Annotated in this window: 19 protein-coding genes; 11 read left to right on the top strand and 8 right to left on the bottom strand. The window is 65.0% G+C overall.

Annotation, left to right across the window (positions count from 1 at the left end; all coding sequences use genetic code 11):
* Positions 1-21: 21 nt before the first annotated feature.
* A complete protein-coding gene (gene der / locus EPB08_RS09630) occupies positions 22-1422 on the top strand; it encodes a ribosome biogenesis GTPase Der (RefSeq protein WP_130618867.1) in 1401 nt (466 codons plus the stop codon).
* A 222-nt stretch (positions 1423-1644) separates the two neighbouring features.
* Entirely contained in the window at positions 1645-2811 is a 1167-nt protein-coding gene (gene moeB, locus EPB08_RS09635) for a molybdopterin-synthase adenylyltransferase MoeB (RefSeq protein ID WP_130618868.1), read from the top strand.
* Here the strand turns inward: moeB and EPB08_RS09640 are convergent.
* Positions 2775-3374 carry a GNAT family N-acetyltransferase gene (locus EPB08_RS09640; RefSeq protein WP_130618869.1) on the bottom strand — a complete coding sequence of 200 codons (600 nt, stop codon included), beginning with the start codon at positions 3372-3374 and terminating at the stop codon, positions 2775-2777. The genes moeB and EPB08_RS09640 overlap by 37 nt on opposite strands.
* Before the next feature lie 64 nt (positions 3375-3438).
* On the opposite strand from EPB08_RS09640, the gene folD reads away from it, so the two are divergent.
* The 3 genes from folD (at position 3439) to guaA (ending at position 7816) form a co-directional block, all read left to right on the top strand.
* On the top strand, positions 3439-4305 hold the full coding sequence (gene folD / locus EPB08_RS09645; RefSeq protein ID WP_130618870.1) for a bifunctional methylenetetrahydrofolate dehydrogenase/methenyltetrahydrofolate cyclohydrolase FolD: 867 nt from the start codon (positions 3439-3441) through the stop codon (positions 4303-4305).
* Positions 4306-4548: 243 nt separating this feature from the next.
* The gene (gene guaB, locus EPB08_RS09650) at positions 4549-6006 is read left to right on the top strand and encodes an IMP dehydrogenase (RefSeq protein WP_130618871.1); all 1458 of its coding nucleotides are present in this window, start codon (positions 4549-4551) and stop codon (positions 6004-6006) included.
* 229 nt (positions 6007-6235) lie between these two features.
* Positions 6236-7816, top strand: coding sequence for a glutamine-hydrolyzing GMP synthase (gene guaA, locus EPB08_RS09655; protein WP_130618872.1), 1581 nt, complete (start codon positions 6236-6238; stop codon positions 7814-7816).
* A 444-nt stretch (positions 7817-8260) separates the two neighbouring features.
* Here the strand turns inward: guaA and EPB08_RS09660 are convergent, their stop codons facing one another.
* Both EPB08_RS09660 and EPB08_RS09665 read right to left on the bottom strand, forming a co-directional pair.
* Positions 8261-9736 carry an APC family permease gene (locus tag EPB08_RS09660; protein ID WP_130618873.1) on the bottom strand — a complete coding sequence of 492 codons (1476 nt, stop codon included), beginning with the start codon at positions 9734-9736 and terminating at the stop codon, positions 8261-8263.
* Between the two features lie 72 nt (positions 9737-9808).
* On the bottom strand, positions 9809-11941 hold the full coding sequence (locus EPB08_RS09665) for a beta-galactosidase (protein WP_130618874.1): 2133 nt from the start codon (positions 11939-11941) through the stop codon (positions 9809-9811).
* An 80-nt stretch (positions 11942-12021) separates the two neighbouring features.
* Between EPB08_RS09665 and EPB08_RS09670 the strand changes: the two genes are divergently transcribed.
* Both EPB08_RS09670 and EPB08_RS09675 read left to right on the top strand, forming a co-directional pair.
* Entirely contained in the window at positions 12022-13044 is a 1023-nt protein-coding gene (locus EPB08_RS09670; RefSeq protein ID WP_130618875.1) for a phosphotransferase, read from the top strand.
* Complete coding sequence (locus tag EPB08_RS09675; protein WP_130618876.1) at positions 13037-14359, top strand: aminotransferase class III-fold pyridoxal phosphate-dependent enzyme; 1323 nt, start codon at positions 13037-13039, stop codon at positions 14357-14359. Before EPB08_RS09670 ends, EPB08_RS09675 begins: the two co-directional genes overlap by 8 nt.
* A gap of 20 nt (positions 14360-14379) precedes the next feature.
* On the opposite strand, the gene EPB08_RS09680 is transcribed toward EPB08_RS09675, so the two are convergent.
* On the bottom strand, positions 14380-15099 hold the full coding sequence (locus tag EPB08_RS09680; RefSeq protein ID WP_130618877.1) for a FadR/GntR family transcriptional regulator: 720 nt from the start codon (positions 15097-15099) through the stop codon (positions 14380-14382).
* 569 nt (positions 15100-15668) lie between these two features.
* Here EPB08_RS09680 and EPB08_RS09685 point away from each other — a divergent pair.
* Both EPB08_RS09685 and EPB08_RS09690 read left to right on the top strand, forming a co-directional pair.
* Complete coding sequence (locus EPB08_RS09685) at positions 15669-18236, top strand: TonB-dependent receptor (RefSeq protein WP_130618882.1); 2568 nt, start codon at positions 15669-15671, stop codon at positions 18234-18236.
* Between the two features lie 148 nt (positions 18237-18384).
* Positions 18385-20412, top strand: coding sequence for an MGH1-like glycoside hydrolase domain-containing protein (locus EPB08_RS09690; RefSeq protein WP_165418465.1), 2028 nt, complete (start codon positions 18385-18387; stop codon positions 20410-20412).
* A 61-nt stretch (positions 20413-20473) separates the two neighbouring features.
* On the opposite strand, the gene EPB08_RS09695 is transcribed toward EPB08_RS09690, so the two are convergent.
* Complete coding sequence (locus EPB08_RS09695) at positions 20474-21691, bottom strand: MFS transporter (protein WP_130618884.1); 1218 nt, start codon at positions 21689-21691, stop codon at positions 20474-20476.
* 149 nt (positions 21692-21840) lie between these two features.
* Between EPB08_RS09695 and tadA the strand changes: the two genes are divergently transcribed.
* Positions 21841-22329 carry a tRNA adenosine(34) deaminase TadA gene (gene tadA, locus EPB08_RS09700; RefSeq protein ID WP_130618885.1) on the top strand — a complete coding sequence of 163 codons (489 nt, stop codon included), beginning with the start codon at positions 21841-21843 and terminating at the stop codon, positions 22327-22329.
* 6 nt (positions 22330-22335) lie between these two features.
* Here tadA and EPB08_RS09705 read toward each other — a convergent pair whose 3' ends face one another.
* The 3 genes from EPB08_RS09705 to EPB08_RS09715 form a co-directional block, all read right to left on the bottom strand.
* A complete protein-coding gene (locus EPB08_RS09705) occupies positions 22336-23253 on the bottom strand; it encodes a CHAD domain-containing protein (protein WP_165418466.1) in 918 nt (305 codons plus the stop codon).
* 78 nt (positions 23254-23331) lie between these two features.
* On the bottom strand, positions 23332-24159 hold the full coding sequence (locus tag EPB08_RS09710; protein ID WP_130619007.1) for an NAD-dependent protein deacetylase: 828 nt from the start codon (positions 24157-24159) through the stop codon (positions 23332-23334).
* Positions 24160-24169: 10 nt separating this feature from the next.
* On the bottom strand, positions 24170-24886 hold the full coding sequence (locus tag EPB08_RS09715) for an HAD family hydrolase (protein ID WP_130618887.1): 717 nt from the start codon (positions 24884-24886) through the stop codon (positions 24170-24172).
* Positions 24887-25202: 316 nt separating this feature from the next.
* Here EPB08_RS09715 and EPB08_RS09720 point away from each other — a divergent pair, with 316 nt between their 5' ends.
* Positions 25203-26240 (top strand): LacI family DNA-binding transcriptional regulator, encoded by a 1038-nt coding sequence (locus EPB08_RS09720; protein WP_130618888.1) that lies wholly within the window; start codon positions 25203-25205, stop codon positions 26238-26240.
* Positions 26241-26279 lie beyond the last annotated feature (39 nt).

Below are 26279 nucleotides of genomic sequence, written 5' to 3' on the forward strand. Positions count from 1 at the left end.
CGTCATAAGGTTGTCTGACTCATGCTGCCCGTCGTTGCCCTGGTCGGTCGTCCCAATGTCGGTAAATCGACCCTCTTCAACGCACTGACGCGCAGCCGTGACGCCCTGGTGGCCGATATGCCAGGCGTCACGCGAGATCGTCACTACGGCGTGTGCCGCACCGGCGCACGCCCGTTCGTGGTGGTGGACACCGGCGGTCTCTCCGGTGTCGAAGAAGGCCTGGATGGCCTGACCGCACAACAGGTGCGCTTCGCCATCGAAGAGGCGAACGTGCTGGTGTTCGTGGTCGATGCCCGCGATGGCCTGCTGCCGCAGGACCGCACGATCCTTGACGAGCTGCGCCGCAGCGGCAAGCCGATCATCGCCGGGGTGAACAAGACCGATGGCCTGGATCTGCAGAACGCGATGGCGGAATTCGCCGCGTTCGGCATCGCCAACACCTTGCCTCTGTCCGCGGCGCATAATCGTGGCACCGATGACCTGGTGTCTGCGGCGCTCGCGATGCTGCCGGAAGACGAGCACGAGGAAGTCGATCCGAGTGATGCGGACAGCGTCCGGGTCGCTATCGTTGGCCGTCCGAATGCGGGCAAGTCCACCCTGATCAATCGCCTGCTGGGCGAAGATCGCCTGATTGTCTCCAGTGTGGCCGGCACCACGCGTGACCCGATCAAGGTCTCGCTGGAACGTGATGGCCGCAAGTACACCCTGATCGACACCGCTGGCGTGCGCCGCAAGGCTCGCGTGGAAGAGGCGGTGGAGAAATTCAGCGTCATCAAGACGCTGCAGTCCATGGCGGCCGCCCAGGTGGTGGTGGTCATGGTCGACGCCCGCGAGAACCTCGCCGACCAGGATCTCACCCTGATCGGACATGCCGTCGACGAGGGCAGGGCGCTGGTGATCGTCGTCAACAAGTGGGACGGCATGGACAGCTACCAGCGCGAGCAATGCCAGAGTGCGCTGGCTCGCCGCCTGCAGTTCGTCGACTGGGCCAAGACCGTATTCATCTCCGCGCTACACGGCTCCGGCCTGCGTGAGTTGATGAAGGCCATCGTGCGTGCGCACCACGCGGGGACCAAGGAGCTGAGCTCCTCCGACCTCACCAAGACGCTGGAGATGGCCTACGAGGGCTATCAGCCTCCGCTGGTCCGTGGTCACGCACCCAAGTTGCGCTTTGCGCATCCGGGCGGGACCAACCCGCCGACCATCGTGATCCACGGTAGCCGTACCAAGCACATTGCTCCTGCCTACCGGCGCTACCTGGAAAACTTCTTCCGCAAGCGCTACAAGCTCGAAGGCACGCCGGTGCGCATTGCTTTCCGTGACGGCGAGAATCCGTTCGCCGGCAAGAAGAACGTGCTGACCGACAGCCAGAAGCGCAAGCGCCAGCGCATGATCCGCGAGATGAAGAAGCGCGATCGCTGATCGGCCGCGCTCGCGTCGCCCCCCCACCTTGTAGGAGCGCACCCAGTGCGCGACCGCAGTGTCTCGGTTGATCCATCCTGTCGGTTTTGGCCTGCAGTTGCCGGTCGCGTCTCCTGCCGCCCCGCGTCCATGGGGCCGATCGCGCACTGGGTGCGGCCCTGCAGGTGATCATTCCGCGCTCCGGATGTGGAGCGTCTGCCCGGTCCGCCGTAAGCTAGTCCGATGACAAGCCTCAATCGCGACAGCTGGCTGGAGTCGCTCCGCGCCAGCGTTCCAGAGATTTCTCCCGCCGATGCGTTGGCCCGCCAGGTGCAAGGCGGTCTGCTGATCGATGTGCGCGAGGACGCCGAGCGGGCCAGCGGTACGCCCATAGGTGCCGTCGGACTTTCGAGGGGCTTTCTTGAGCTACGCATCGAGCAGGTCGAGGCCGATCGGAGTCGTCCGATCATCGTGCTTTGCGGCAGCGGACAGCGCTCGCTACTCGCGTCGGAAGCGCTGCAACGCATGGGCTATCGCCAGGTGGCTTCGGTGTCCGGCGGCTTCCAGCGCTGGAAGGCCGAAGGTTTGCCGGTCGCTGCGGGAGCGCTGGACGGCGATGCCGTCGAGCGTTATGCACGGCAGTTGCAGTTGCCGCAGGTCGGTGAAGCAGGGCAGGCGAAACTCTCGTCGGCGCGTGTCGCCCTGCTGGGCGCCGGTGGCCTTGGTGCGCCCGCTGCGCTCTATCTGGCCGCCGCCGGTGTTGGCCAACTTACCCTGATCGACGACGACCGCGTCGAGCGTTCCAATCTTCACCGCCAGGTGATCCATGCCGACGCGCGCGTCGGCATGCACAAGACGGAGTCCGCCCGCATCACGCTGGCTGCACTCAATCCGCGCGTGCAGGTCGATATCCGCAACGAGCGGCTGCTGGCCGACAACGTGGAGCGCCTGCTCGGTGGCCACGATCTGGTGATCGATGGTGCGGACAATTTCCCTGCGCGTTATCTGGTGGCGGCCGCTTCGCAACGGCTGCAGCTACCGATGATCTACGGCGCGGTCGAGCGCTTCACGGGGCAGGTCAGCGTGTTCGATCCGCGGCGAGCCGATTCGCCATGCTATCGCTGCCTGTTTCCCGAGCCTCCGTCGGCCGCCGAGGCGCCCAATTGCAGCGAGGCCGGTGTGCTCGGCGTGTTGCCCGGCATCGTGGGCCTGTTGCAGGCAACCGAGGCGTTGAAGTTGATCCTCGGCATCGGTGAGCCGCTGGTGGGGCGTCTGCTCGGGTTCGATGCGCTGGCCATGCGTTTTCGCGAAGCGCGCCTGCCGCGCGATCCGGAGTGCCCAGGTTGTGGTGCTGGTGTCGCGTTCGGCGGCTATCAGGACATCGCCGAGCTCTGCGCTTCCGCCGGCTGATCGAGGTCGGCTGGCAGCAAGCCATAGACCGCCGCATCCACCGGGGTTGACCCGATCACCAGCCGATGGCGGCCGATGCCTTCGAAGCGGGCGCCGGCTTTTTCCGCGCAGCGGCGGCTCGCCAGATTTTCCACGGCCGCGACAATCTCGATACGGCAAAGGCCCAGCGTGTCGAAGCCGAATGCCGCCAGCCGACGAACAGCACGCGGTGCCACGCTCCTCCCGTGGGCCCGTTCGCGCACCCAATAGCCCAGGTTCGCGCTGCGTTGCTGTGTGTCGAAGCGGTTGAGCGCCACACCGCCAAGCAGCAACCCCTCGTCATTGAAGATGCCGAAGGCACAAGGCTCCCCGCCTTCGGAGGCATCCCTGCAACGCTGGATCCAGCCGACTGCATGCTCCCGGGTGTAACCGGCATGACACCAAGGCAGCCAGCGCCCAACGGTGGAAATCGACTCGCGGGCGGCCTCGTACAACGCGTCCGCGTGCGACGGTTGCCACAGGCGGAGCTGCAGGCCAGGGGCTTCCAGTTGCAAGGTGACGGGCAGCGCCGAGAGGTCGTTCATGCGTTTGGTTTGTACGCGCAGGGGGGAGCCGGGATAATACGGCTCTTTGCAGCCAGGCCTGACCATGACCGCACGCATCCTCGACGGCAAACGCATTGCGCAGGAACTGATGGAGCGGATCGAGCGTCGCGTTGCCGAACGCAAGGGCAAAGGCCACGCGGAGCCGGGTCTGGCCGTGGTGCTGGTCGGCGATGACGCCGCCTCCTCGGTCTACGTACGCAACAAGCGCAAGGCCTGCCACCAGGTCGGTTTTCGCTCGTTCGATTTCGACCTGCCATCGAGCACCTCGCAGGAAGAGCTGATCGCGCTGATCGACCGGCTCAACGCCGATCCCGCCGTACACGGCATCCTGGTGCAGTCGCCGCTGCCCGCTCACATCGACGAGGACGCACTGGTCGATCGCATCGATCCGGGCAAGGACGTGGATGGTTTCCAGGCGGTGAACGTCGGACGCCTCGCTCTGCGTCGTTTCGGCCTGCGCCCCTGCACGCCGCGTGGCGTGATGGCCTTGCTGGGCCACACCGATCGTCCCGTGCGCGGACAGCACGCCGTGGTGGTGGGCGTCTCCAATCACGTCGGTCGTCCACTCGCACTGGAGCTGCTGATCGCCGGTTGCACCACGACGTGCTGCCACAAGTTCACTCGCGACCTCGAGAGCTTCATCCGCCAGGCCGACATCGTCATCGTTGCCGTCGGCAGGCCGGGTCTGGTCAAGGGCGAGTGGATCAAGCCGGGTGCGGTGGTGATCGACGTCGGCATCAATCGCCTGGAAGACGGCCGCCTGGTGGGTGACGTGGATTTTGCCGCCGCCGCCGAGCGCGCCAGCTGGATCACGCCGGTGCCGGGCGGCGTCGGCCCGATGACCGTGGCGACGCTGCTGGAAAATACGCTGGAAGCCGCCGAAGCACGGGATGTGGAGCATCGCGGCTGAGCTGTCGACGTAACGGTCGCCGCCGGTTGTGGGAGCGCACCTTGTGCGCGACCGGGCGGGTCGATTGCCTTCGACGATGGCGCCCTCGCAGGCCTTGGGAGGGCCGGATTTTTCCGGACGTTGCTGTCGCGCACAGGGTGCGCTCGCACAAGAGATGGGACGGGCGGCCTTTCCGTTCATGCGACGAGTAGCGAGCCTACGGCCTTCCGCGTATAATCTCCTCTTTGCAGCGGGACAAATCGCATGCGTATCCTCGCCGAGGCTCTCACCTACGACGACGTTTACCTCGTTCCGGCCCATTCGGCCGTTCTGCCACGTGACGTAGACACCTCCACGCGGCTCACCCGAAACCTGCGCCTGAACATTCCGATCGTGTCCGCCGCCATGGACACGGTGACCGAAGCCCGCCTCGCCATCACCATGGCCCAGCAGGGCGGCATCGGCATCATCCACAAGAACATGACCGCCGAGCAGCAGGCCGCCGAAGTGCGCCTGGTGAAGAAGTTCGAGGCCGGCGTCATCCGCAGCCCGATCACTGTCGGTCCGAACACGTCGATCCGCGAAGTGCTGCAGCTCACGCGTGCTCACAATATCTCCGGCGTGCCGGTGGTGGACGGCGAGAAGCTGGTCGGCATCGTCACCAGCCGCGACCTGCGTTTCGAACGCAAGCATGACGACCCGGTGCGCAACATCATGACGCGCCAGGACAAGCTCGTGACCGTGCGCGAAGGCGCCAGCCAGGACGATGTGCTTCAGTTGCTGCATCAGCACCGCATCGAGAAAGTCCTGGTCGTCAACGACGACTACCAGCTGCGTGGTCTGATTACGGTCAAGGACATCCAGAAAGCCCGCGACAATCCGAATGCCGCCAAGGATCGCCTCGAGCGCTTGCTTGTTGGCGCCGCCGTGGGCGTGGGTGGCGACACCGAACAGCGTGTAGAGGCATTGGTTGAGGCTGGCGTGGACGTGTTGGTGGTCGATACCGCGCACGGCCACTCGCAGGGCGTCATCGAGCGCGCCGGTTGGGTGAAGAAGCGTTACCCGCACGTCGAAGTCATCGCAGGCAACATCGTCACCGGCGAAGCGGCGCGTGCGCTGCTCGGCGCGGGTGTCGATGCGGTGAAGGTGGGCGTGGGCCCGGGCTCGATCTGCACCACGCGCGTCGTCGCTGGCGTGGGCGTACCGCAGATCACTGCGATCGACCTGGTCGCCACCGCGCTGAAGGACGAAATCCCGCTGATCGCCGACGGCGGCATCCGCTACTCGGGCGACATTCCCAAGGCGCTGGCCGCTGGTGCGTCCACCGTGATGCTGGGTTCGATGTTCGCCGGCACCGAAGAGTCGCCGGGCGAGGTTGAGCTGTTCCAGGGCCGCTCCTACAAGAGCTACCGCGGCATGGGTTCGCTGGGCGCGATGGCGCTGGGCTCCAAGGATCGCTACTTCCAGGACGAGGCCGACGCCGACAAGCTGGTGCCGGAAGGCATCGAAGGTCGCGTGCCGTACCGTGGTCCGCTGCGCAACATCATCCACCAGCTGATCGGCGGCCTGCGTGCCTCGATGGGCTACCTGGGTGCGGCCACCGTCGAGGACGTGCGCCAGAAGGCGCAGTTCGTGAAGGTGACCAGCGCCGGCGTCACGGAAGCGCATCCTCACGACATCCAGATCACGAAGGAAGCGCCGAACTATCGGCTGAATTCCTGAGGGTGAAGAGTGGCGCGGCCGATCCATCGTCAGCGCCTTCTCCCTTTACCCGCTGAGGTGACCTTGCAGCATCGTCGTTCCAGCGAAAGCTGGAATCCAGCGCCTTCGATTTGGTGTGGAAAGGCACTGGATCCCGGCCTTCGCCGGGATGACGGTGAGGAAGATTTTCACGGGTCGGGCGCTCCAGCGTTCCGACCCTTCTCATTTTCGACTCCGGACGTTCGCCGTCATGACCGACATCCATAGCGACAAAATCCTCATCCTCGATTTCGGCGCGCAGTACACCCAGCTGATCGCCCGCCGCGTGCGCGAGATCGGCGTCTACTGCGAGATCTGGGCGTGGGATCACGACCCGGCCGAGATCGCCGCGTACGGCGCCAAGGGCATCATCCTGTCCGGCGGCCCGGAGTCGACCACGCTGCCCGGCGCACCCGCGGCGCCGCAGGAAGTGTTCGATGCAGGCCTGCCGATCCTTGGCATCTGCTACGGCATGCAGACCCTGGCCGCGCAGCTGGGCGGTGCCACCGAGGCCGCCAACGCGCGCGAGTTTGGTCATGCGGAAGTGGACATCGTCGCCAAGAGTCGCCTGTTCGCGGACCTCAGCGACCACGACAGTGCGCATCGCCTGGACGTCTGGATGAGCCATGGCGACCACGTGTCCAAGGCGCCGCCGGGTTTCGTCATCACCGGGTCCACCGATCGCATCCCGGTCGCGGTGATGGAAAACGAGGACAAGCGCTGGTACGGCGTGCAGTTCCATCCGGAAGTGACCCATACCAAGCAGGGCACCAACCTGCTCAAGCGTTTCGTCACGGAAATCTGCGGCTGCCAGACGTTGTGGACCGCCGCGCACATCATCGAGGACCAGATTTCCCGCGTGCGCGAGCAGGTCGGCAACGACCACGTGCTGCTGGGCCTCTCCGGCGGCGTGGATTCCTCCGTGGTGGCCGCGCTGCTGCACCGGGCCATCGGTGACCAGCTGACCTGCGTGTTCGTCGACACGGGCCTACTGCGCTGGCAGGAAGGCGACCAAGTGATGGCCACCATGGCCGAGCACATGGGCGTGAAGGTGATCCGCGTGAACGCCGCCGAGCGCTACTTCAGCGCGCTGGAAGGCGTGGCGGACCCGGAAGCCAAGCGCAAGATCATCGGCCGCCTGTTCGTGGAGATCTTCGACGAGGAGTCGGCCAAGGTCACCAACGCCGGCCATGGCCAGGTGAAGTGGCTGGCCCAGGGCACCATCTATCCCGACGTGATCGAGTCGGCCGGCAGCAAGACCGGCAAGGCGCACGTCATCAAGAGCCACCACAACGTGGGCGGCCTGCCGGAGCACATGAAGCTCAAGCTGGTCGAGCCGCTGCGTGAGCTGTTCAAGGACGAGGTGCGCCGCATCGGCGTGGAACTTGGCCTGCCGCGCGCGATGGTCTACCGCCATCCGTTCCCGGGCCCCGGCCTGGGCGTGCGCATCCTGGGCGAGGTGAAGCCGGAGTACGCCGAGCTGCTCGCTCGCGCCGATGCGATCTTCATCGAAGAGTTGCGCGCCTGGGAGCTGTACGACAAGACCAGCCAGGCCTTCGCCGTGTTCCTGCCGGTGAAATCGGTGGGCGTGGTGGGCGATGCCCGTGCCTACGAGTGGGTGATCGCGCTGCGTGCCGTGGAGACCATCGACTTCATGACGGCGCATTGGGCGCACTTGCCGTACGACTTCCTTGGCAAGGTTTCCAATCGCATTATCAATGAGTTGCGCGGTGTTTCTCGTGTCGTTTATGACATCAGTGGCAAGCCGCCCGCAACCATTGAGTGGGAGTGACTTAGCACTGTTTCACCTCGTTTCGTGGTGGACCTTACAAGCAGGCGAGTGCTCTCTTGATTCGATGTAGCCAAAGATCCTGACGTGCTGGGTTTCGATCGCACGTTGGGTTGGCGGTATGTGGCAGACGAATGGGGTGGGGTATCGGTGTTCCACGTCCAAGGCCCGACAGCAGGTCTGCTCACGACGGGCATGCCGGGCCCCAATGCAAACGTCGCGCCTATCGATATGACGACCCCTCGGGCGTACTTGCCACCCACGTCACTGGCGGGTGAACCCATGCTGCGGATCACTGATCCTCAACGGTGAATCAGCCAAGGCACCGCTATGGCGTCGGCTCGGTTTTTCGACCTTGCTGAAAAGTAGAGATGGGGTCGCTGCGCCGAGGTCTGGATGGGCAGGGTTCGGTGCACGACGCGTTCCGACAACTTAGGCGAGTGTGGCTCAGACGGCAGTCGAGTCCGCCGGATCGGGCGCCGGCAGCCCTTCGGCCTGGTTAGCCAGCGGCGCCTGCTGACGGGCGCCACGCCGGTAAAACACCAGGCCGATGGCGATCAACAGCACCGAACCGCCGACCACCTTGCCCAGGAACAAGGCCGGCTGGCTGTGCTCGGGCGGAACCATCGAGGTGAGGATGGCCAGGCTGACCACCGCAAAGCCGCACAGCCCGGCCAGCCACGCGAGCAGCGTGGCCGCCCGCGAATGGCGCCGCCAGGCCGCCTGCCTGGTGGCACGGTGGCGCAGCAGCGGGTAGGCCAACAGGATGTAGCACAGCGGCAGTAGTGACAGGACCGCGGTCATGTCGATCAGGATGACGTAGGCGTCGTGGATATTGGAGCCTGACAGCGCCATCGCCAGCACCAGCGACGTCAGCACGCCCTGCACCAGCAGGGCGACGTGGGGCGTGCCAAAGCGGGGATGCAGTCGGCCCAGTGCCTGGGGCAGGAAACGATCCACGCCCACGACGAAGGGAAGCCGCGCGGTCGCCGTCACCCAGGCGGCGATGGAGCCGACCGTGCCCAGCGCCACGAGGCCCGCGGTGAGCTGGCCGAACCGGGGCAGCCCGAGCCGCTCGCCAATGGCCGTCAGCGCCTGCGGAATGCCGGCGATGATGTCGATGGTCGAGGCGGGCAGGGCGACCAGTAGCGAAGCGGTGCCGGCAATGTAGATGGCGGCGATGACCACGCAGGAAATCAGCGTCGCACGTGGAACCTGCCGTGCCGGGTCCTTGATCTCCCCGCCCATGATGAGCCCGAGCTCCAGCCCCTGGAAGGCGAGCGCGATGGTGGCCAGGGTCGAGAAGGTCGACAGCTTGCCGAAGTCAGGGAGCAACCTGGTGGCGGTGATGGTGGCGGCGCCATCGTAGCGGTACGCCGCCAGTGCACCGGCTGCCAGGATGATGATCGCCGCGGTCCAGGTTGCGATGCCGCCGATGTTCTGCAGCCATTTGGCGCGTTCGAGTCCGACCACGCCGAACGCGGTGGTAATCCACAGCACGACCAGGCCATACAGCAGGTTGTAACTGTTGTCGTGGGCGTGGCCCACCCAGTGCTCGCCGCCGACGTGCAGGAAGATGCCTGCGCTGAAGAGCAGTGCGGCGGGAAAATAAGCGAGATTGGAGACCCAGTAGGTCCATCCCGCGATGAAGCCGTGCATCTCGCCGAACGCGGTCTTCGACCACAGGTAGAGGCCGCCTTCGCCTGGTACCCGCGCACTCAGGTCGAGCACGGCCAGGGCCAGCGGTATGAAGAAGCCGACCAGGCCCAGCACCCACAGGGTCAGGCTGGACGGTCCGATCTGCGCCGCCAGCGAGAGCCAGCGCAGGGCGACGATGGCTGCGATGTTGAACAGCACCAGGTCCCAGGTGCCCAGGACGCGGCGCAAACGTGGTGTGGCTTGCTCACTCGGCGAGGTGGCCATGCCTTTTGCAGCTCCATCGCATCGAAACGGGTGGTTCGCCGGCCTCCCGGTGGTGGCCGGCGCTGCTCAGGGTCAGGCAGAGGGTTCTTTCCACACCAGAACCTGCGCCGGCGCGAGTGGCGCCTTTCCATGCACGATGGTCGACGCGGCGGGCAGGGCGGGACCGAACGGCTGCGGGTTGTAATTCACCATGAAGTAGTAGCCGCCGCGCCAGTCGATGAAGACGCCCTTGGGCAGGTCTTCGATCGCCACGCCGGCACGCTGGTAGACGCTGCGTACAACCTCGCGTTCCAGCTCGCCGTCGTCGGTGGACACACCGATCATGGTCACCGTGCCCTTGCCGAGGCGGCGGGTCGTGGCCGCGGCCTTGCCCGCGTAATAGTGGTCGGCGTAGGTGGCCAGCACTTCGGTGCCGGCGCGCGGCGCGAGGATGTCAGCCCAGCGATGCCAGTCATGCGTCTGGCCCGCCACGCTTGCCTGTGCCTTGGCGCTGGGCGGAAGCATGTCGAAGCCCTCCACGTCGGCGCCGATCAGGTCGAGGATGGGCGCAGCCCACGGGCCTTCATGGAAATGGCCGAGCGCATTCTTCTGGCCGCTGCGGCTGGTGAGGATCAGGTGGCCACCCTGTTCCACATAACGGCGCCATTTCTGGACCAGCGCATCGCTCACCATCTGGTAGGCCGGCGCGATCAGGAAAGGATAGCGACTGAAGTCGTCGCCCTCGGCGATGAAGTCCATCGGCGCGCCGGTGCTCTTGACCGCCAGCGTGTAGCCATTGCGGTACGACCAGCTGTTCCACTCGGTGGTCTGCGGCTGGATCTCCAGATCCCAGAACACGTCGTGGCTCCACAGGTAGCCGGTGTAGCGCGCTGCCAACTTCGCCGGCAGCTTCGCCTTGGCGTCGAGCTTGCCTTCCAGCGACTGGATCTCGTGCAAGGTGTCGACGAATTCGCGGCCGGTGCGCGAGAGCGTCGTGCCGTCGGTGCCGACGATGCCTTCGTGGTACATCTCGCTGCCGCGCAGCGGGTGGCGATAGCGGTAGGTGCTGAGCAGCGAGGCGCCCGAGGCGAACGCGTGCCACATCCACATGCCGACCGCGCCGGGCATCGGCTGCGGATTGATCCCGCCCCAGTTGACCTGGCCCGGCTGCAGCTCCATCACGCCGAAGGTGCCGGTGATCGGGCGGTAGTACGCCGCCGCTTCCATCAGGTTGGCCGGTTTGCCGATCGCGTAGCTGTCACCACCGAGGACGTTGGTGCCTGCCACCGGATAAAGCGTGAAGGTGTTGAAGTCCAGGCCATGGCTGCGGCGCGGGTCGGTGGCCGTGCTGACATTGGTGTAATTGGTGGTCACCCACTGCGCGGGCTCGGCGTACTTCTTGATGATGGCCGCCTGCGCGTCGAGGAAGCTCGCGGTGGTGTCGGCCTGGAAGCGCGCGAGATCAAGCAGGGCATGCGGGCTGAGCTTGTCCTCGGCCGCCAGCGTGGCATTGGGTATCAGCACCTGGTCGAAGCTGGTGTAGCGGCTGCTCCAGAACGAACCGCCCCAGGCTGCGTTCATCGCGTCGATGCTGCCGTAGCGCTTCTGCAGCCAGCGGCGAAAAGCGGAGCGCGCGCTGTCGCTGTAGTCGGCAAAGCTGCCGGGCTCGTTGTCTACCTGCCAGCCCCATACCCGGCGGTCATGGCCATAGTGCTGCGCCATGGCAGTCACGAGGCGAGTGACGAAGGCCTGGTACTTCGCATCGGACAGGGACACTTCGGCGCGAATGCCGTGTTCGTGGCGTTGCCCGTGCTCGTCGACCCGATAGACCTCGGGATAGTGTTCACCCATCCAGCTCGGCGGTGCGGCCGAGGGCGTGCCGAGGATGACGCGCAGTCCAGCCTTGTCGGCCAGGTCGATGGCGTGGTCGAGCCAGCTGAAGTCGAAGCGACCTTCCTCAGGCTCGAGGTAGGTCCAGCTGAATTCCGCCATGTGGGTGAAGTTGAAACCCAGCTTGGCGATGCTGTTCAAGTCGCGCTGCCACTGTTCGCGCGGCCACTGTTCCGGGTAATAGAACACGCCGAAGCTCATCGCTTCGGACTGGTGCAGAAGGGCGGCACCCTGTGCCTTGGTTGCAGGCGCGTCCGAGGCATGGATCGGAGAGGCGCAGGCGCTCGCGATCATCAATGCGGCAGTCAATGCCGTCACGAGCAATGGCCGGAACATGGATGCGCCTCTGGTCAGATTGAATTGTCAAATTATACTACTATTGGATCAGTCGCAACGCCCGGTGGACAGGCCATCCGATGGACATACTTACCGCAGACGCCGCCCTGGTGCTCGCACGACGTCATTGGAATATCCGCGGCGAGATCGAAGCGCTGCCCTCCTATGCCGACCAGAATTTCCGCATCCGCGGCGAGGATGGCGACTACGTGCTCAAGGTCGCGCATCCGTCGTGGTCGCGCGCGGACATCGAACTGGAAAACCAGGCGATGATCACCCTGGCTGCGCGCGAGCCCGGCCTCGGTGTGCCACGCGTGCAGATGGCCGAAGGTGGCGAGCACCTGTTGGCGCTGCCTGTCGATGGTCAATCGTGTCTGGTGCGCATGCTCAGCTACGTGCCTGGCGCGACCTATGCGGAATCGATCGATGCGCTCGATGCGTCGCAGCGCTCGGTCCTGCATGCGAGTCTTGGCCAGGCCGTGGGTCGCCTCACCCGGGGACTGCGCGACTTCGAGCACCCGGCGGCTGATCGCCAGCACGACTGGAACCTGATGCGGCTGCCGACCCTGATGTCGGAGCTGCGCCATATCAGCGACACGTCCCTGCATGACATCGTGGACCAGCATGCGGGCGCGTTCTGCGCGGCCTTGCCGCAATGGCGTGCCGAGCTGCCGGTGACGGTGCTGCATAACGACGCCAATGACCTGAACGTAATCGTCGCTGACGCCAACGGTGGCGGAAAGCAGGTCGGCGCCGTGATCGACTTCGGCGACATGTGCACCAGCTTCCGGCTCGCCGACCTGGCCATTGCGTGCACCTATGCCATGCAGCACGAAGCCGACCCCGTTGCCTGCGCACAGCGCATCGTTGGTGGCTACCTGGCCGAACTGCCGCTGCGCCGGGCCGAGCTGGAGCAATTGCACGGCTTCATCCTGGCGCGGCTGTGCCATAGCGTGCTGATGGCGACGCGTTCGCACCGGGAGCAGCCCGACAATCCCTTTGTCCTGGTATCCCAGCAAGGCGTGCGCGAGCTGCTACGGCAGCTCGCCGGCACCGAGCGTGATGTCATCGTTCGCCCCTTCCTCGAGGTGCACCATGATTGACGTCCGAGCCATCGCCCCCATTCCGGTGCGCGACAACGACGAACTGCTGCGCCTGCGGCGTCAGCACCTGAATCCGACGCTCAGCGTGGCCTACCGGGAACCGCTGAAGATCGTCAGGGGCGAGGGTGCGTGGCTGTACGACCAGCACGGCCAAGCCTATCTGGATATGGTCAACAACGTCTGCCATGTCGGCCACTGCCACCCGCGCGTGGTGCAGGCGGGGCAGGCACAGATGGCGCAGCTCAATACCAATACGCGCTACCTGCACGACAACATCGTCGAGTACGCGTTGCGCCTCACCGCCACGTTGCCATCGTCGCTCTCGGTGGTGTTCCTCACCAACTCGGGCACCGAGGCCAACGACCTGGCCTTGCGCCTGGCACGCGCGCATACCCGGGCCCAGGGCGTGGTGGTGGTGGATCACGCCTACCACGGGCATTCGCCCTCGATGATCGAACTCAGTCCGTACAAGTTCAACGGCAAGGGCGGGGTGGGGCAGAGTTCGCATGTCGGCGTGGTGGCGATGCCGGACGTCTACCGCGGCTCGTTCCGCGACATGCCCGGGGCAGGCCGCGAATATGGCGAACTGGTCGCGCCGGCCATCGACGAGCTGCGCGGGCGCGGCATCGCGACCGCGGCGTTCTATGCCGAATCCCTGCTTGGTTGCGGTGGACAGGTCGTGCTGCCGCCGGACTATCTTTCCACGGCCTATGCGTCAGTGCGCGAGGCCGGCGGCGTGTGCCTGGCCGACGAGGTGCAGGTGGGCTTCGGCCGTGCCGGCGAGCACTTCTGGGCATTCGAGTGCCAGGGTGTGGTGCCGGATATCGTGACGCTGGGCAAGCCGATCGGGAATGGCCATCCGATGGGCGCGGTAGTGACGACTCCGGAAATTGCCGCGAGCTTCGTGACCGGCATGGAGTACTTCAATACCTTCGCGGGCAACCCGGTGTCATGCGCGATCGCCCTGGCCGTACTCGAGGTGATCGAGGACGAGCGGCTGCAGCAGCAGGCCATGCGCGTCGGCAACTTGTTGATGACGGGACTGCGCGACCTGCAGCAGCGCTTCGAAGGGATCGGCGACGTGCGTGGGCAGGGCCTGTTCATTGGCGCCGAATTCGTGCTCGACGATGAGAGCCGGACGCCGGACCGCCATCGGGCCAGGGCAGTGGTGGAAGCCATGAAGGCGCGACACATCCTGCTTTCCACGGACGGTCCCGACGACAACGTACTCAAGATCAAGCCGCCGATCGTCTTCAGCGAGGCCCATGCGGAAGAGTTCCTGGGCAAGCTGGAGCACGCGCTGCGCGAGGTCTAGTCGCGCGACGACGCACGACGTCAGCGCTGCTTCTTCCCGTTGGTTTTGCGGCGCTTGTCCAGGTTGCTGCGCGCATCGACGATCATGGCCTGCATGGCCTTGCGTGCAGCCTCCGGCTGGTTGCGCCGGATCGCCTCAAGCACTTTGTGGTGCTGCGGCAGGGAGTACTTGAAATCGCCTGCGGTCTCGGCCGACAGCACGAAGAACATGCCGAACACGCTTTCGATCACGGCGAACAACGAGCTCATCAGCTCGTTGCCGGTGGCTTGCAGGATGGCATTGTGGAAGGCCAGGTCGGCTGTCGCCCATTCTCCGGCATCCCTTGAGGCTTCCATCTTCCTGTAGGCCGCGTCGATCCTGGACAGGTCCGCGCTGGTGCGCCGTTGCGCGGCCGCGGCGGCGGCCGCCGGCTCGATCAACTCTCGCATCTCCACCAGCTTGTCGACGAAGTCGTCGGTGGGCATGGATGCGCAGCGCCAGGACAGCACGTCGGCATCCAGCTGGTTCCAGAACTCGCGTGCGCGCACGCGAGTGCCGATCTTGGGGCGCGCTTCGATCAGTCCCTTGGACGAGAGCACCTTGAGCGCCTCCCTGAGGGCGTTCCGGCTGACTTGCATGCTCTCGGCCAGCGCATCCTCGCGCGGCAGCACGTCACCAGGCTTCAGGTCGCCGGCGACGATGCGCGTGCCCAGTTCGCGAACTACATGGCCGTGCAGACTGCGTGCATCGGTCGGTTTCATGCCGGATTGCTCTCCACGTGGCGCGGTGCTCGCCTGGCTCGCGCCAGGTGCAGGCGGCCGGAGAGTCGTGTTTCGTCCTGTAATCGCTACCGCATGCTGCGGTGCAATGTCTGTCGCAATTTATCACACCGATGAGAGTTGCGAGCCCCGCGTCGATGCTCTCGGGTGCCCGCACGCATGCGCGCTGCGTTGTGCATCTCCACTGGCGGCTCGCTTCGCGCGGCGTGCATGCGGCGAGAGGGATCCCATTGCTGCAGGCCAATGCGTTGGGAGTGATCGGCTCGTGCGTGGAGCTCCCCGTGAGCCGCTCTTGTGCAGCGCAAACACGCATGTCTGCGCTGCCGCCGGCCACCATACGCGACCGTCCATATTGTCTGTTTTTCGTATCGTACTATTGTCGGACAAATAGGAAGAAGTCTGATAGGATCCCTGCGCGTCTCGCAGGCCGGTGGGTGGCTTCGCGCACCAGGGGTCAGTGGGAATTGGGCAATACGGGCCGTGCGTCAGCGCGGCCGAATCGATTTCACCAAGAAGACAACATTCATATGTTCCGGGGAGGAACTTTCCACATGAAAGGTTGGAAGCAGATCGATAAGCGGATACTGGTTACGGCGATCAGTACGGTGCTGATGACGGGCGCGCTCCGTGCGCAGGATGCAGCACCCCCGGTGGCGAATGGCCAGGCGCAGCCCGCGCCTGCGCAGGCCGGCAAGCCGGCCGATCAGCGGCAGCAGGATGCGTCCGCCAACAAGACGGTGCAGAGCCTGGACCAGGTGGTGGTCACCGGCAACTCGTCGGCCGGCGGCATCAAGAAGATCGATGCCAGCTATTCGGTCACGACGGCCAGCCTGGAGCAGATCAAGGAACTCAATCCGATCAGCGTGGCGGACCTGCTGAAGGTCTCGCCGGGCGTCTACCCCGAATCCTCCGGCGGCCAGACCGGCGCCAATATCGAAGTGGCAGGCTTCCCCTCCGACAGCGGTGCGCCCTTCGTCACCATGCAGATGAACGGCTCGCCGCTGTTCCCGAAGTGGGACTACTTCACTGACGCCATGGTCCGCCTCGACGATACCGTCAACCGCCTGGAAGCGGTGCAGGGCGGCACCTCGGTGCTTTACGGCAACGGCCAGCCTGGCCTGATCGCGAACTTCATCCTGCGCGAAGGCAGCAGCACGCCTGCCGGCGACATCGGCGTCACCTACGGTTCCGAAGGCATGGTTCGCGTGGATGGCTTTTACGGCTTTCCGATCAGCAAGGACAGCGGCTGGTACGGCAGCATCGGCGGCTTCTGGCGCGAGTCCAACGGTGTGCGCGATCCGCAGTTCCCGGCCGACAAGGGCGGCCAGCTCACCGCGACGCTGAGCCACGACCTCGAGCACGGCTCGCTGATGTTCTATGCGCGCGACCTCAAGGACAAGAACCAGTTCGTCACGGATACGCCCATCCTGAATCCGAGCGCGGGGCAGTTCTCGGCGTATCCGGGCTTCAGCCCGCTGACCGGCACGTTCGGCAGCAATGCCGACCGCTACCAGTTCCTGGAACTCGCGCCTTGCTATACCGCGGGCTGCTCGCCGAGCGGCCAGCACATCGACATGGCCAACGGCCAGGGCGGTGACGTGCACATGCTGGGCGCCAACCTGGACCTCGATTTCGACAACGGCTGGTCGCTCTCGGACAAGCTGCTGTTCGTCGGCGGCAATATGGATACGACGGCGTTCTTCAGCACCGGCGCCAACCCGCAGACGCTGTCCAGCTTCATCTCCGATTCCGAGGCCGCGTTCGGCCTGCCGTCCAATCTCACCGCCACGGCCACCTATCGCAACGGCCAGCCGGCGAACATGAACGAGAACATCTCGGTCCAGAATCCCGAGTACATCCACAAGCGGATAAAGTCGGTCAGCAACGAGTTCCGCCTGAGCAAGGAATTGTTCGAAGGCAACACGTTGACCATGGGCAACTACACGGCCGTGTACTCGCTGCATCACGTGGAAGAAGACGGCCTGAACATGCTGCTGCAGGCCAAGAACAACCCGAACCCCATCGTGGTCAACCTGTCCGATGGCGTGAACAACTACGCGCTCACCGATTCGCAGGGCCTGTTCTGGAATTCCCAGCCGCAGTCGTGGATGGCCTTCAACGAGAGCTGGCACGCAACCACCACGGCGTTCTATCTGGCCGACGAATGGAACATTGGCAAGTGGCGCCTGGACGGCGGCGTGCGCATGCAGCATGACGACATCGGCGGCTGGTTCCAGAACACCGCCTCGGGCGATCTCGACAACAACCCGTACACGGTCTACAACAACAACGCCGAGTTCCTGACCGACAGCTACCAGCATCCCAGCAGCTCGCGCAGCGCGCCGTCGTGGACACTGGGTGCGAATTACCTCATCGACGATCATATGAGCGCCTACGCGCGCATCAACGACGGCGTGTTCCTGCCGAGCTTCGATGACGTAGTCAACCTGGGCCACCCGCCGGTGCAGAAGATCCACAACATGGAGCTGGGCTTCAAGTACCAGTCCTCGTGGATCTTCGCCGACATCGCCGCCTATCGCCGTCTGTTCCACGGCGTGCCGTACTCGATCACCACCGACGCTGGCCAGATCAACCTGGTCTATGGTTCGGAGACCAAAGGCGTCAATGCGGCGGTGACGGTCAAGCCGTTCGAGAACTTCACGGTGGCGTTGAGCGGCAACTACATGGATGGCCACTACTCCGACTACCAGGGCTGCGTGCCCTACGTGGCGCAGGACGGCAGCGACCAGTGCGACAGCATCGACGGCAAGCGCCTCGACCGCCAGCCGCGCATCCAGTACCGCGTGACGCCGGCCTACTCCATCCCGACGGTGTGGGGCAGCATGAAGTTCTGGCTGACCTATGAGTATGTCGGCGACCGTTATGGCGACCAGCTCGAACAGCAGCCGCTGGGCGACTTCTACGACCTCAGCTTCGGCGCGATGGCCAACATCGGCAAGAACTGGGTGCTTACCCTGCGTGGCACCAACCTGACCAACCAGATCGGCATTACCGAAGGCAATGCCCGCCTGTTTGGTTTCGCCAGCGGTGGCGGCGTGATCCTGGCGCGTTCGATCGAGGGGCGCGAGGTCAACTTCCAGGTCAAGTACCAGTTCTGACCGACGTTCTGGCAGCCATGACTCCCATTGGCTAGTCTGCATGGCGGCGGTTCGACGCCGCCATGCAGGCGCCAGGCCTGTTGGGTGTGGCAGGACGTGTGCGTGCCGACCGTCCTGCCGTCGTGCATTGAATCCCCGGGGGCTCGCTTTGGTTCGTCCATTCCTCAAGCATCGATTTGCCGCGGCGTTGGCCGCGGCGCTGGTCTTCGGCGGTGCGGCGCGCGCCGCGGTGACGGATGGCGTGCCGCCTGACGCGCACTATCTGGACGTGCTGGACATGCATGGCACCCCGGCGGATGCCAGGGACCGAAGCTTCAATATCTTTTTCGACGCCGGCGCGTGGCATGGCTACAGCCTGCCGCTGGCCGGCGATGCAACGAGCGGCTTCTCAGGCCCGTTCGTGCACAGCCTGCAGGACGGGCGCTGGGCGGGACGACGCTTCGCCCAGATGCAGTTGCGCGATGCGGCCAGCGGGCAGGACATCGCGCTGCGTTCGCAGGAGGCGCATGCCGGCCCCGGCTACCTGATGCGCAACTATGCGGCTGACGGTCTGCAGGTACGACAGACGCTGTTCTACGCCGACGCCCGGCTGGCGGTAGTCAGGATAGAACTGAGCTCAAGCGTTGCGCGTGATACCAGGCTGTCGATCCTCGGTACCGCGGAAAAGCTGGCGGGCAGCCAGTTAGGCGCATCGGCCGGTGAGGTGACGCAGCGCTTCACGGGCTCGCCCTCGCGCGTGGTCACGCGCTGGCGCGCCGGTGGCAACGATGAGGCGCACGCCTCGGTGAATGGCAGTCAATACCGCATCGAACCAGCGCAGGCCTTGCACCTGCAGCCGGGCGAGACGACCACGGTGTACGTCGAGCAGATGCTGGTCGATGATGCGGCTGCCTGGCCATCGATCGACGAGGCGGCCGCGTGGACGCAAAACCGTGTGCGCTGGGAGTCCTATCTGAAGTCGGCCAAGGTAAGCCATCTCGCAGGCGTGACCGATGAGGTGGCGGAGCGCCTGTCGGTCAAGGCCATGCTGACCTTGCTGGGCAACTGGCGTGCCGCTCGCGGCGACCTGCACCACGACGGCGTGGTTCCTTCGTATTCCAATCCTGATTTCAACGGCTTCTGGGCCTGGGATTCGTGGAAGCATGCCGCTGCTCTGGCGCATTTCGCGCCGGCGCTGGCCCGCGACCAGGTGCGCGCCATGTTCGACTTCCAGGGCGCGGACGGCATGGTTCCCGACTGTGTCTACCTGGACAAGGCCGGCAACAACTGGCGCGACACCAAGCCGCCGCTGGCGACCTGGGCGGTGCTGGAGATCTATCGGAGCACCGGCGACAAGGACTTCGTCGCCGAGATGTACGACAAGCTGGTGCGCTATCACCGCTGGTGGTTCAGCGCGCGCGACCACGACCACAATGGCCTGGCCGAATACGGCTCAACCGATGGCACGCGCATCGCCGCGGCCTGGGAGAGCGGCATGGACAACGCCGTGCGTTTCGATCGCGCACGGATGCTGAAGAATGCCGACGGCGCCTGGTCGCTGGACCAGGAGTCGGTCGATCTCAATGCTTACCTGTATCGCGAGAAGCTCGACCTGGCCGAACTGGCCGGCGTGCTGGGCAAATCCGCCGACCAGGCCCGGTGGCGCGAGGAAGCGGGCCGGATGAAGACGCTGATCCGCCAGCGCATGTACGACGGCACGGCCGGCTACTTCTTCGACGCGAGGCTCGGTCGCGACGAACGCGTCACCGTGTTTGGCTCGGAAGGCTGGATTCCGCTATGGGCCGGCGTGGCCAGCGCGGAGCAGGCCGGCCGGGTTGCCCGCGTCATGCTCGACCCGAACAAGTTCGCCACGCTGATGCCGTTCCCCACGCTGGCCAAGGATGATCCGCACTTCGCGCCCATCAAGGGTTACTGGCGCGGCCCGGTGTGGCTGGACCAGGCGTATTTCGGCGTCGTCGCGCTCAGGCGCTACGGTTACCAGCAGGAAGCCGACGCCATGGCACGCCGGCTGGTACTGCAGCCACCAGGGCTGACTGGACAGGCGCCGACCTATGAAAACTACGACCCGTTGACGGGGCGCGGCTATCAGTCGCGCAACTTCAGCTGGGCGGCGGCCAGTTATCTCCTCCTGCTGCAGGACACGACGACGAAGCAGGATGAGGATCCGCCGGGCTGAGTTTCACTCAGGCCGGAAAAGACAGCGTGCGCCCCGAGGGGGGCACGCTTCATCAGGGCAGCTAGCTCCCCCAGGTGTGGTCTGCGGGCGCATATCTCCAGCCCACCGACAGCCCGAGCAGAGCCAGCAGGATGATCAGTCCTGCGAATGCCGCGTGCGCGGACGCGGGGCCGGTTTGCGCCGACAGCAGCCCGATGCCGATGACAGGCAGCGAATTGCCACTGAACATCACGATGAGATAGGTCGACACGACCTCCCCGCGCCGCTCTTCCGGCGCGATTCGATTGACCACGGCCAGGCTGCCCCGATAACCCAGTGATGCCGCGCCGCCGGTCAGCGCCGATGCGGCCAGCAGCAAGGACAGGCGATGCATGTGCTCGGCCATGATCAGCAGGGCGACGGCCAGTGGAAACAGCGCGAGACCGGTCAGCATGGCGGTGCGGCTGGCCATCCCGCGGGTGGCGATGACCGCGACCGCGGCAACCGTGAAGAGCAGGAAAAGCACCCCGCCCGATACCAGGGGGCGTGTTTCCTTCAGCGCGTCGGACAGCACGCCGGGGATGAGCGCGGCATAGAAGCCGATCACGGCAAAGGTGACAAATGCGGTGACCGCGGGCGCCGTGAAAGCGGCGATCAGCTCCCTGGGTACGCCAAGGCGCGGGCGCAGTGACACTGCGGCGAGCTGGCGCTTCGGCGCTTTGACGGTTTCGCGCACGCGCAACAACGCGATGGCGACGACGAGCAGGGCCGCGAAGTACACCGCGAACGGCAAACGCAGCGGCTGCAAGGCGAGCTGGGCCGGCAGTCCGCCAATCAGCGGTCCGATCGCGAGCCCCGAAAAATTCGCCACGGAGGCCGTCACGGCCCCCGCATTGCCACGCCCCCTGGACTGCAGTTCCGCGATCCACGCGGTCAAGGTGCTCGAAGTGAGGCCCGTCGCGAAGCCACTCAGTGCACGCGCAACAAACAGCCAGGTCGTGCCGCCAGCGAAGCCGAACGCCGCAGCGCTGAGCATGCCGATACCGATGGCCGGCCATGCCGTGACCTTGCGGCCGATCTGGTCGGACAGTCGCGCAAAGAAGAACAGCGCGCCCAGGTTGCCCACCACATAGACCGAGTACACCAGCGTGAGCGTGACTTCGCTGAAGCCGAAGCGTTGCCGGTACAGCGGATACAGCGGCGCGGGAAGCGTGGCGCCGATGAACATCACCGCCAGGGAGGCGGCCACGATGATTACCGGGCCGGCGCCGCGATCGCCCTGTGCGTCGGAAGCATGCATGCACCGGATGCTAAGCCGGCTTTCGGCATCGGGACCTCTGCAAAACGTGGGGAAAGCGTGAGGGCAAGGGAGTGGTTCATGTTCGGAGGCGCGGTTTCAACGACTTCAGGCAGTAGAATGGCCGCCGCCGTTCATGCCTCCGACCTTCGATGACCGACCCGATGCAGCTTCCGGTCCCGGCCTTTTCCCCGGAAGACGAAAACTATATGCGCCGCGCCCTGCAGCTGGCGGCACATGCGCGCGACGCCGAGAACGAAGTGCCGGTGGGCGCCGTGCTGGTGCAGGGGGACGAAATCATCGGCCTGGGGTGGAACCGAAACATCACGCTCAACGATCCGAGTGCGCACGCTGAGATCATGGCCTTGCGTGTGGCTGGTGAGAAGCTGTCGAACTACCGCATGCCGGGTGCCACGCTGTACGTGACACTTGAGCCTTGTGCCATGTGTGCGATGGCTCTCGTGCATGCACGCATTGGCCGCGTGGTCTACGCGGCTACCGACCCCAAGACGGGTGCTGCCGGCAGCGTTTTCGATACCCTGATCTCCGAGCGCCACAATCACCGGGTGGTCGTCGAAGGCGGCCTGTTGCCGGAGGAATCGTCGGCGATGCTGCGCGAGTTTTTCCGCGCGCGCCGCTGACTTCGCTCAGTTGGCGTGCTCGCGCCAGTAATGGCGCAGATGCTCCAGTCGGGTCAGTGACTGCGCAGCCTTTTCCGAAGCTTCGTAGGCGGTGCGCTTGGCCCAGCGACGGAACGGCTTGGGGGCCTTCGCATCATTGCTGGATGCAAGCGCATTGATGAGCTTGCGGCCCATCATGCGATCGTGCGCCAAGCCCAGATGTTCCTGCAAGTCAGCCAGCTGCTTCAGCCAGGATGTGGTCGCCTGCTTGGAAAATGCAGGCGCGTAGAGCTCGATGGTGTAGCGAAGTTTCTTGGTGGCCGTGCGCAGGCGGTGCAGTGTCTTCTGGCCGCCGTCGAGTTTGGATGCACGTTTCTGCAGCGAGCTGTAGCGTTGTTCGATGGCGGTGGCCGCCAGTTTGCGCGTCATCGCCTTGGTGGGTGATTCGAGCGTGGCCTCCCAGTGTCGCCAGGCGCGCAGCGGCACGGTCAGGTCGTATTTCCTCAACTCGACCAGGGCTTGCGCGTGAGCTCGTTGCTGCCGTTCGGCAACTATGCGCACGGTGTCATCCTGACCGCCTGCCTGGTTTTTCCCGAGAAAGCTCGGCAGGGTTTCCTGCGCGAGGATGTCGATATCACGGCATTGCCCGGTCGCTTCGCGGCACTCGCGCAAATAGGCGTGGACATCATGGAGGTCATCGTCGGAGAAGCGCGCGACGTCTTTCAGTGTGGCGGTGACGCGGCGCAGGTTGACGCGCCATGCGTGCAGCAACTTGGGATCGTAAGGTTCATCCAGCAGGCGCTTGCGCGCGTCGCGTGCCTTGGCGAAATAGCCGTCCATTGTCTTCAGGATGCGATCGAACGCCGAGGGTGTGAATGGCTTGACCATGGCATGACCCGATGTGGCGTGTGGCGACGTGGCCTGATGCTGCAGCCTGGCACTCATGGAATGATTTTCCAGACGACCGGGAAGTCTACTTTGCATCAAATTGTCACAATGCGCGAGCGGCGCATGGCCACATGCTCAGGCTATGAAGGCCAGGGCGGTTGCGCAAGATTGTTCGATCTTGAGGGTGAGCAGCGGATCGGCACGCGTCCGCCCCAGGTTTACTGCGGCGATCGGCTTGCCATCTCGGGCCGCGGCCGCCACGAAGCGGTAGCCGGAAAACACCATCAACGACGATCCCACGACCAATACGCCATCCGCGTTGTTCAGTGATGTGATGGCCGCGTCAACGCGATCGCGCGGGACATTTTCGCCGAAGAACACCACGTCCGGCTTCAGGACGCCGTCGCATGAGGGGCAGGGCGGAATATCGAATCCGGAAAAGTCCCGGCCGTCGAGGTCGGCGTCGCCGTCCGGTGCATCGCCCGCGTCGAGCTGGGCCCAGTCGGGATTGCGTTCGACCAGCGCATGCTGGAAGACGTCACGCGGAAGGCGCGCCCCGCACGCCATGCAACGCACCTCGTTCAATCGGCCGTGCAGGTCGATCACGTTGCGGTGTCCGGCGGCCTGGTGCAGTCCGTCGACATTCTGGGTGAGCAACATGTGAGCGTGACCCCGTTGTTCCAGTCGCGCCAACGCATGGTGGGTCGCATTAGGCTGTGCCTTGCCGAAGCGGCGCCAGCCCACCAGGCTGCGGGCCCAGTAGCGTTGGCGCGTGCGGAGGTCGCCCATGAACGCCTGGTAGGTGACCGGCTGGGGTCGCTTCCAGCCACCCTGCGTATCGCGGTAATCGGGGATGCCGGAATCCGTGCTGCACCCTGCACCCGTCAGTACGAACAGCCTGGGATGAGCCTCGATGAAAGCGCGCAGGCGTTCGTGATCACGCGTAACGTCGGCATCGAGCATGGAGGTGGATTCATGCGGCAGCACGGGCCTGCAACTCCTCGATGGCGGCGGCAATGCCATGTGGGCCTTCGACCTGGGTTACGTGCGAAGTGTGGTCGACGAAATCCGAATCGGCTTCGTGCGCCCAGGTGACGTGGTAAGGCATGTACACCCCCCATCCACCCAGTTGCACCACGGGCGCGATGTCCGAGCGCAGCGAGTTGCCGACCATGGCGAAACGTTGCGGTTCGATATTGAATTCCGACAGCACGCGACGATAGGCGTGCTCGTCCTTCTCCGACACGATCTCGATGCGATGGAAAAGGTCGGCAAGCCCGCTGCTCGCCACCTTCTGCTCCTGGTGGAACAGGTCGCCCTTGGTGATCAGTACCACGCGATGCCGGGCGGCCACAGCCTCCACGGCGGCGCGGATGCCCGGCAACAATTCCACGGGGTGCGCCAGCACGTCCTTGCCGATGGCGATGATGCGATGCAGCTCCGCGGCGCTGATGCGCGACTGCGTGATCTCGATGGCGGACTCCAGCATCGAGAGCGTCATGCCCTTGGCGCCGTAGCCGAACAACTGGATATTGCGTCGCTCCGTGGCCAGCAGGCGATCGCGCAGGCCGAGACTGGTGAGATCGACATAGCCTCCGACGATCTGTTCGAACGCATCATGCGCCGACTGGTAGAAGCCTTCGCTGTGCCACAGCGTGTCGTCGCCATCAAAGCCCACCAGCTCTATCACGTGTCACCCGCTTGCAGAAAGTCGAAAACGGCGTCGGCCAGGCGACGCGCCCTGAGGGCATTTTCCCAGATAAAGACGTCGCTGTCGGAGTAGTTCACACACCAACAGTAGTCGCGCGTACGCGCGCGCGACCTCATAGGTTGGGACGAAGCGCGCGAATGCAACGGTTGAGATGACGCACCATGGCGGCGCTTCCAGTGTGCGCCGGGCCCGGTGCTAGGATGAAGAAGCCTCTCCCTCGTGAGCCGCGATGCTTCTCTGCATGCGCGAGTCAGGGATTCGCCGGGGCGCGACACGACCGTGACTTCAGGTGACTATGCGCGCACGCATCGACGATGTGGCGAAAGTGGCGGGAGTGTCTCCCAAGACGGTTTCGCGGGTACTCAACAACGAGCGCAACGTGCGCGAGGATACCAGGCAACGCATCCTCGAAGCGGTGCGATCGCTGGATTACCGCCCGCATCCTTCGGCGCGCAGTCTTGCCGCGAATCGTTCGTTCCTGGTCGCGTTGCTCTACGACAATCCATCGCCAAGCTACATGATGGAAGTGCAGGACGGCGTGCTCGAAGCATGCGATGCCCAGCGCTACAGCATGATGCTGCAGCCACTGGATGCAACCAGCCCGCGATTCGTCGAGCAGGTGGAGAAGCTGATCTCCGAGCGCCGGCTGGACGGCCTGATCCTCACGCCACCCATCAGTGATCATGTGGACCTGCTGGCACGACTGCGGGAGTGGGGCACGCCATTCGCCTGCGTGGCGCCTCGCGATCACAGCTGCGCCGGTGTCGTGCTCGACGAGCGGCGGGCTGCGTGCGAGATGGTCGTGCACCTGGCGTCGCTGGGACATCGCCGGATCGGCCATATCACCGGCCATCCGGATCACGGCGCATCAGGCTGGCGCCTGGATGGCTATCGCGATGGACTGGAACGATGCAGCCTGCGTTATGACCACCGGCTGGTGGTGCAGGGACATTTTTCGTTCGACTCGGGTGTGGTGGCTGCGCGGACGATGCTCGCGCTGGCATCACCACCCACGGCGATCTTTGCTGCGAACGACGACATGGCGGCAGGCGTGATCTGGGCCGCCAACGAAGCGGGGTTGCTGGTGCCGCGCGATCTCTCGGTCTGCGGTTTTGACGACACCCCCATGTCGCGGCAGATCTGGCCGTCGCTCACCACCATTCACCAGCCATGCCGCGACATGGGCCGGATCGCCGCCAACCAGCTGCTGCGGGCTATTCGGGAAGGTGAAGGCGCCATGGTCTACGCGAAATTTGCCCTCTGCCTGCGGGGATCCACCGGGCGGGCGCCGGACAGACCGCTGCGGGGGGCTTCCGCGGGGCGCCATGGCTGATTTGTTGCGGCGCAATTTGACAGCGCTGTCATTTCTGGC

Origin of the sequence: Dyella amyloliquefaciens (genome assembly GCF_004296575.1) — a bacterium.
GTDB classification, from domain to species: Bacteria; Pseudomonadota; Gammaproteobacteria; order Xanthomonadales; family Rhodanobacteraceae; genus Dyella; species Dyella amyloliquefaciens.

Bases quoted from the DNA above. Each gene is read 5' to 3' on its own strand.
- EPB08_RS09675 (WP_130618876.1), top strand. From the start codon at position 13,037: ATGATTGACGTCCGAGCCATCGCCCCCATTCCGGTGCGCGACAACGAC.
- EPB08_RS09685 (WP_130618882.1), top strand. From the start codon at position 15,669: ATGAAAGGTTGGAAGCAGATCGATAAGCGGATACTGGTTACGGCGATC.
- EPB08_RS09680 (WP_130618877.1), bottom strand. From the start codon at position 15,099: ATGAAACCGACCGATGCACGCAGTCTGCACGGCCATGTAGTTCGCGAA.
- guaB (WP_130618871.1), top strand. From the start codon at position 4,549: ATGCGTATCCTCGCCGAGGCTCTCACCTACGACGACGTTTACCTCGTT.
- EPB08_RS09720 (WP_130618888.1), top strand. From the start codon at position 25,203: ATGCGCGCACGCATCGACGATGTGGCGAAAGTGGCGGGAGTGTCTCCC.
- EPB08_RS09705 (WP_165418466.1), bottom strand. From the start codon at position 23,253: ATGAGTGCCAGGCTGCAGCATCAGGCCACGTCGCCACACGCCACATCG.
- der (WP_130618867.1), top strand. From the start codon at position 22: ATGCTGCCCGTCGTTGCCCTGGTCGGTCGTCCCAATGTCGGTAAATCG.
- moeB (WP_130618868.1), top strand. From the start codon at position 1,645: ATGACAAGCCTCAATCGCGACAGCTGGCTGGAGTCGCTCCGCGCCAGC.
- EPB08_RS09665 (WP_130618874.1), bottom strand. From the start codon at position 11,941: ATGTTCCGGCCATTGCTCGTGACGGCATTGACTGCCGCATTGATGATC.
- tadA (WP_130618885.1), top strand. From the start codon at position 21,841: ATGACCGACCCGATGCAGCTTCCGGTCCCGGCCTTTTCCCCGGAAGAC.
- EPB08_RS09710 (WP_130619007.1), bottom strand. From the start codon at position 24,159: ATGCTCGATGCCGACGTTACGCGTGATCACGAACGCCTGCGCGCTTTC.
- guaA (WP_130618872.1), top strand. From the start codon at position 6,236: ATGACCGACATCCATAGCGACAAAATCCTCATCCTCGATTTCGGCGCG.
- folD (WP_130618870.1), top strand. From the start codon at position 3,439: ATGACCGCACGCATCCTCGACGGCAAACGCATTGCGCAGGAACTGATG.
- EPB08_RS09660 (WP_130618873.1), bottom strand. From the start codon at position 9,736: ATGGCCACCTCGCCGAGTGAGCAAGCCACACCACGTTTGCGCCGCGTC.
- EPB08_RS09670 (WP_130618875.1), top strand. From the start codon at position 12,022: ATGGACATACTTACCGCAGACGCCGCCCTGGTGCTCGCACGACGTCAT.
- EPB08_RS09695 (WP_130618884.1), bottom strand. From the start codon at position 21,691: ATGCATGCTTCCGACGCACAGGGCGATCGCGGCGCCGGCCCGGTAATC.
- EPB08_RS09640 (WP_130618869.1), bottom strand. From the start codon at position 3,374: ATGAACGACCTCTCGGCGCTGCCCGTCACCTTGCAACTGGAAGCCCCT.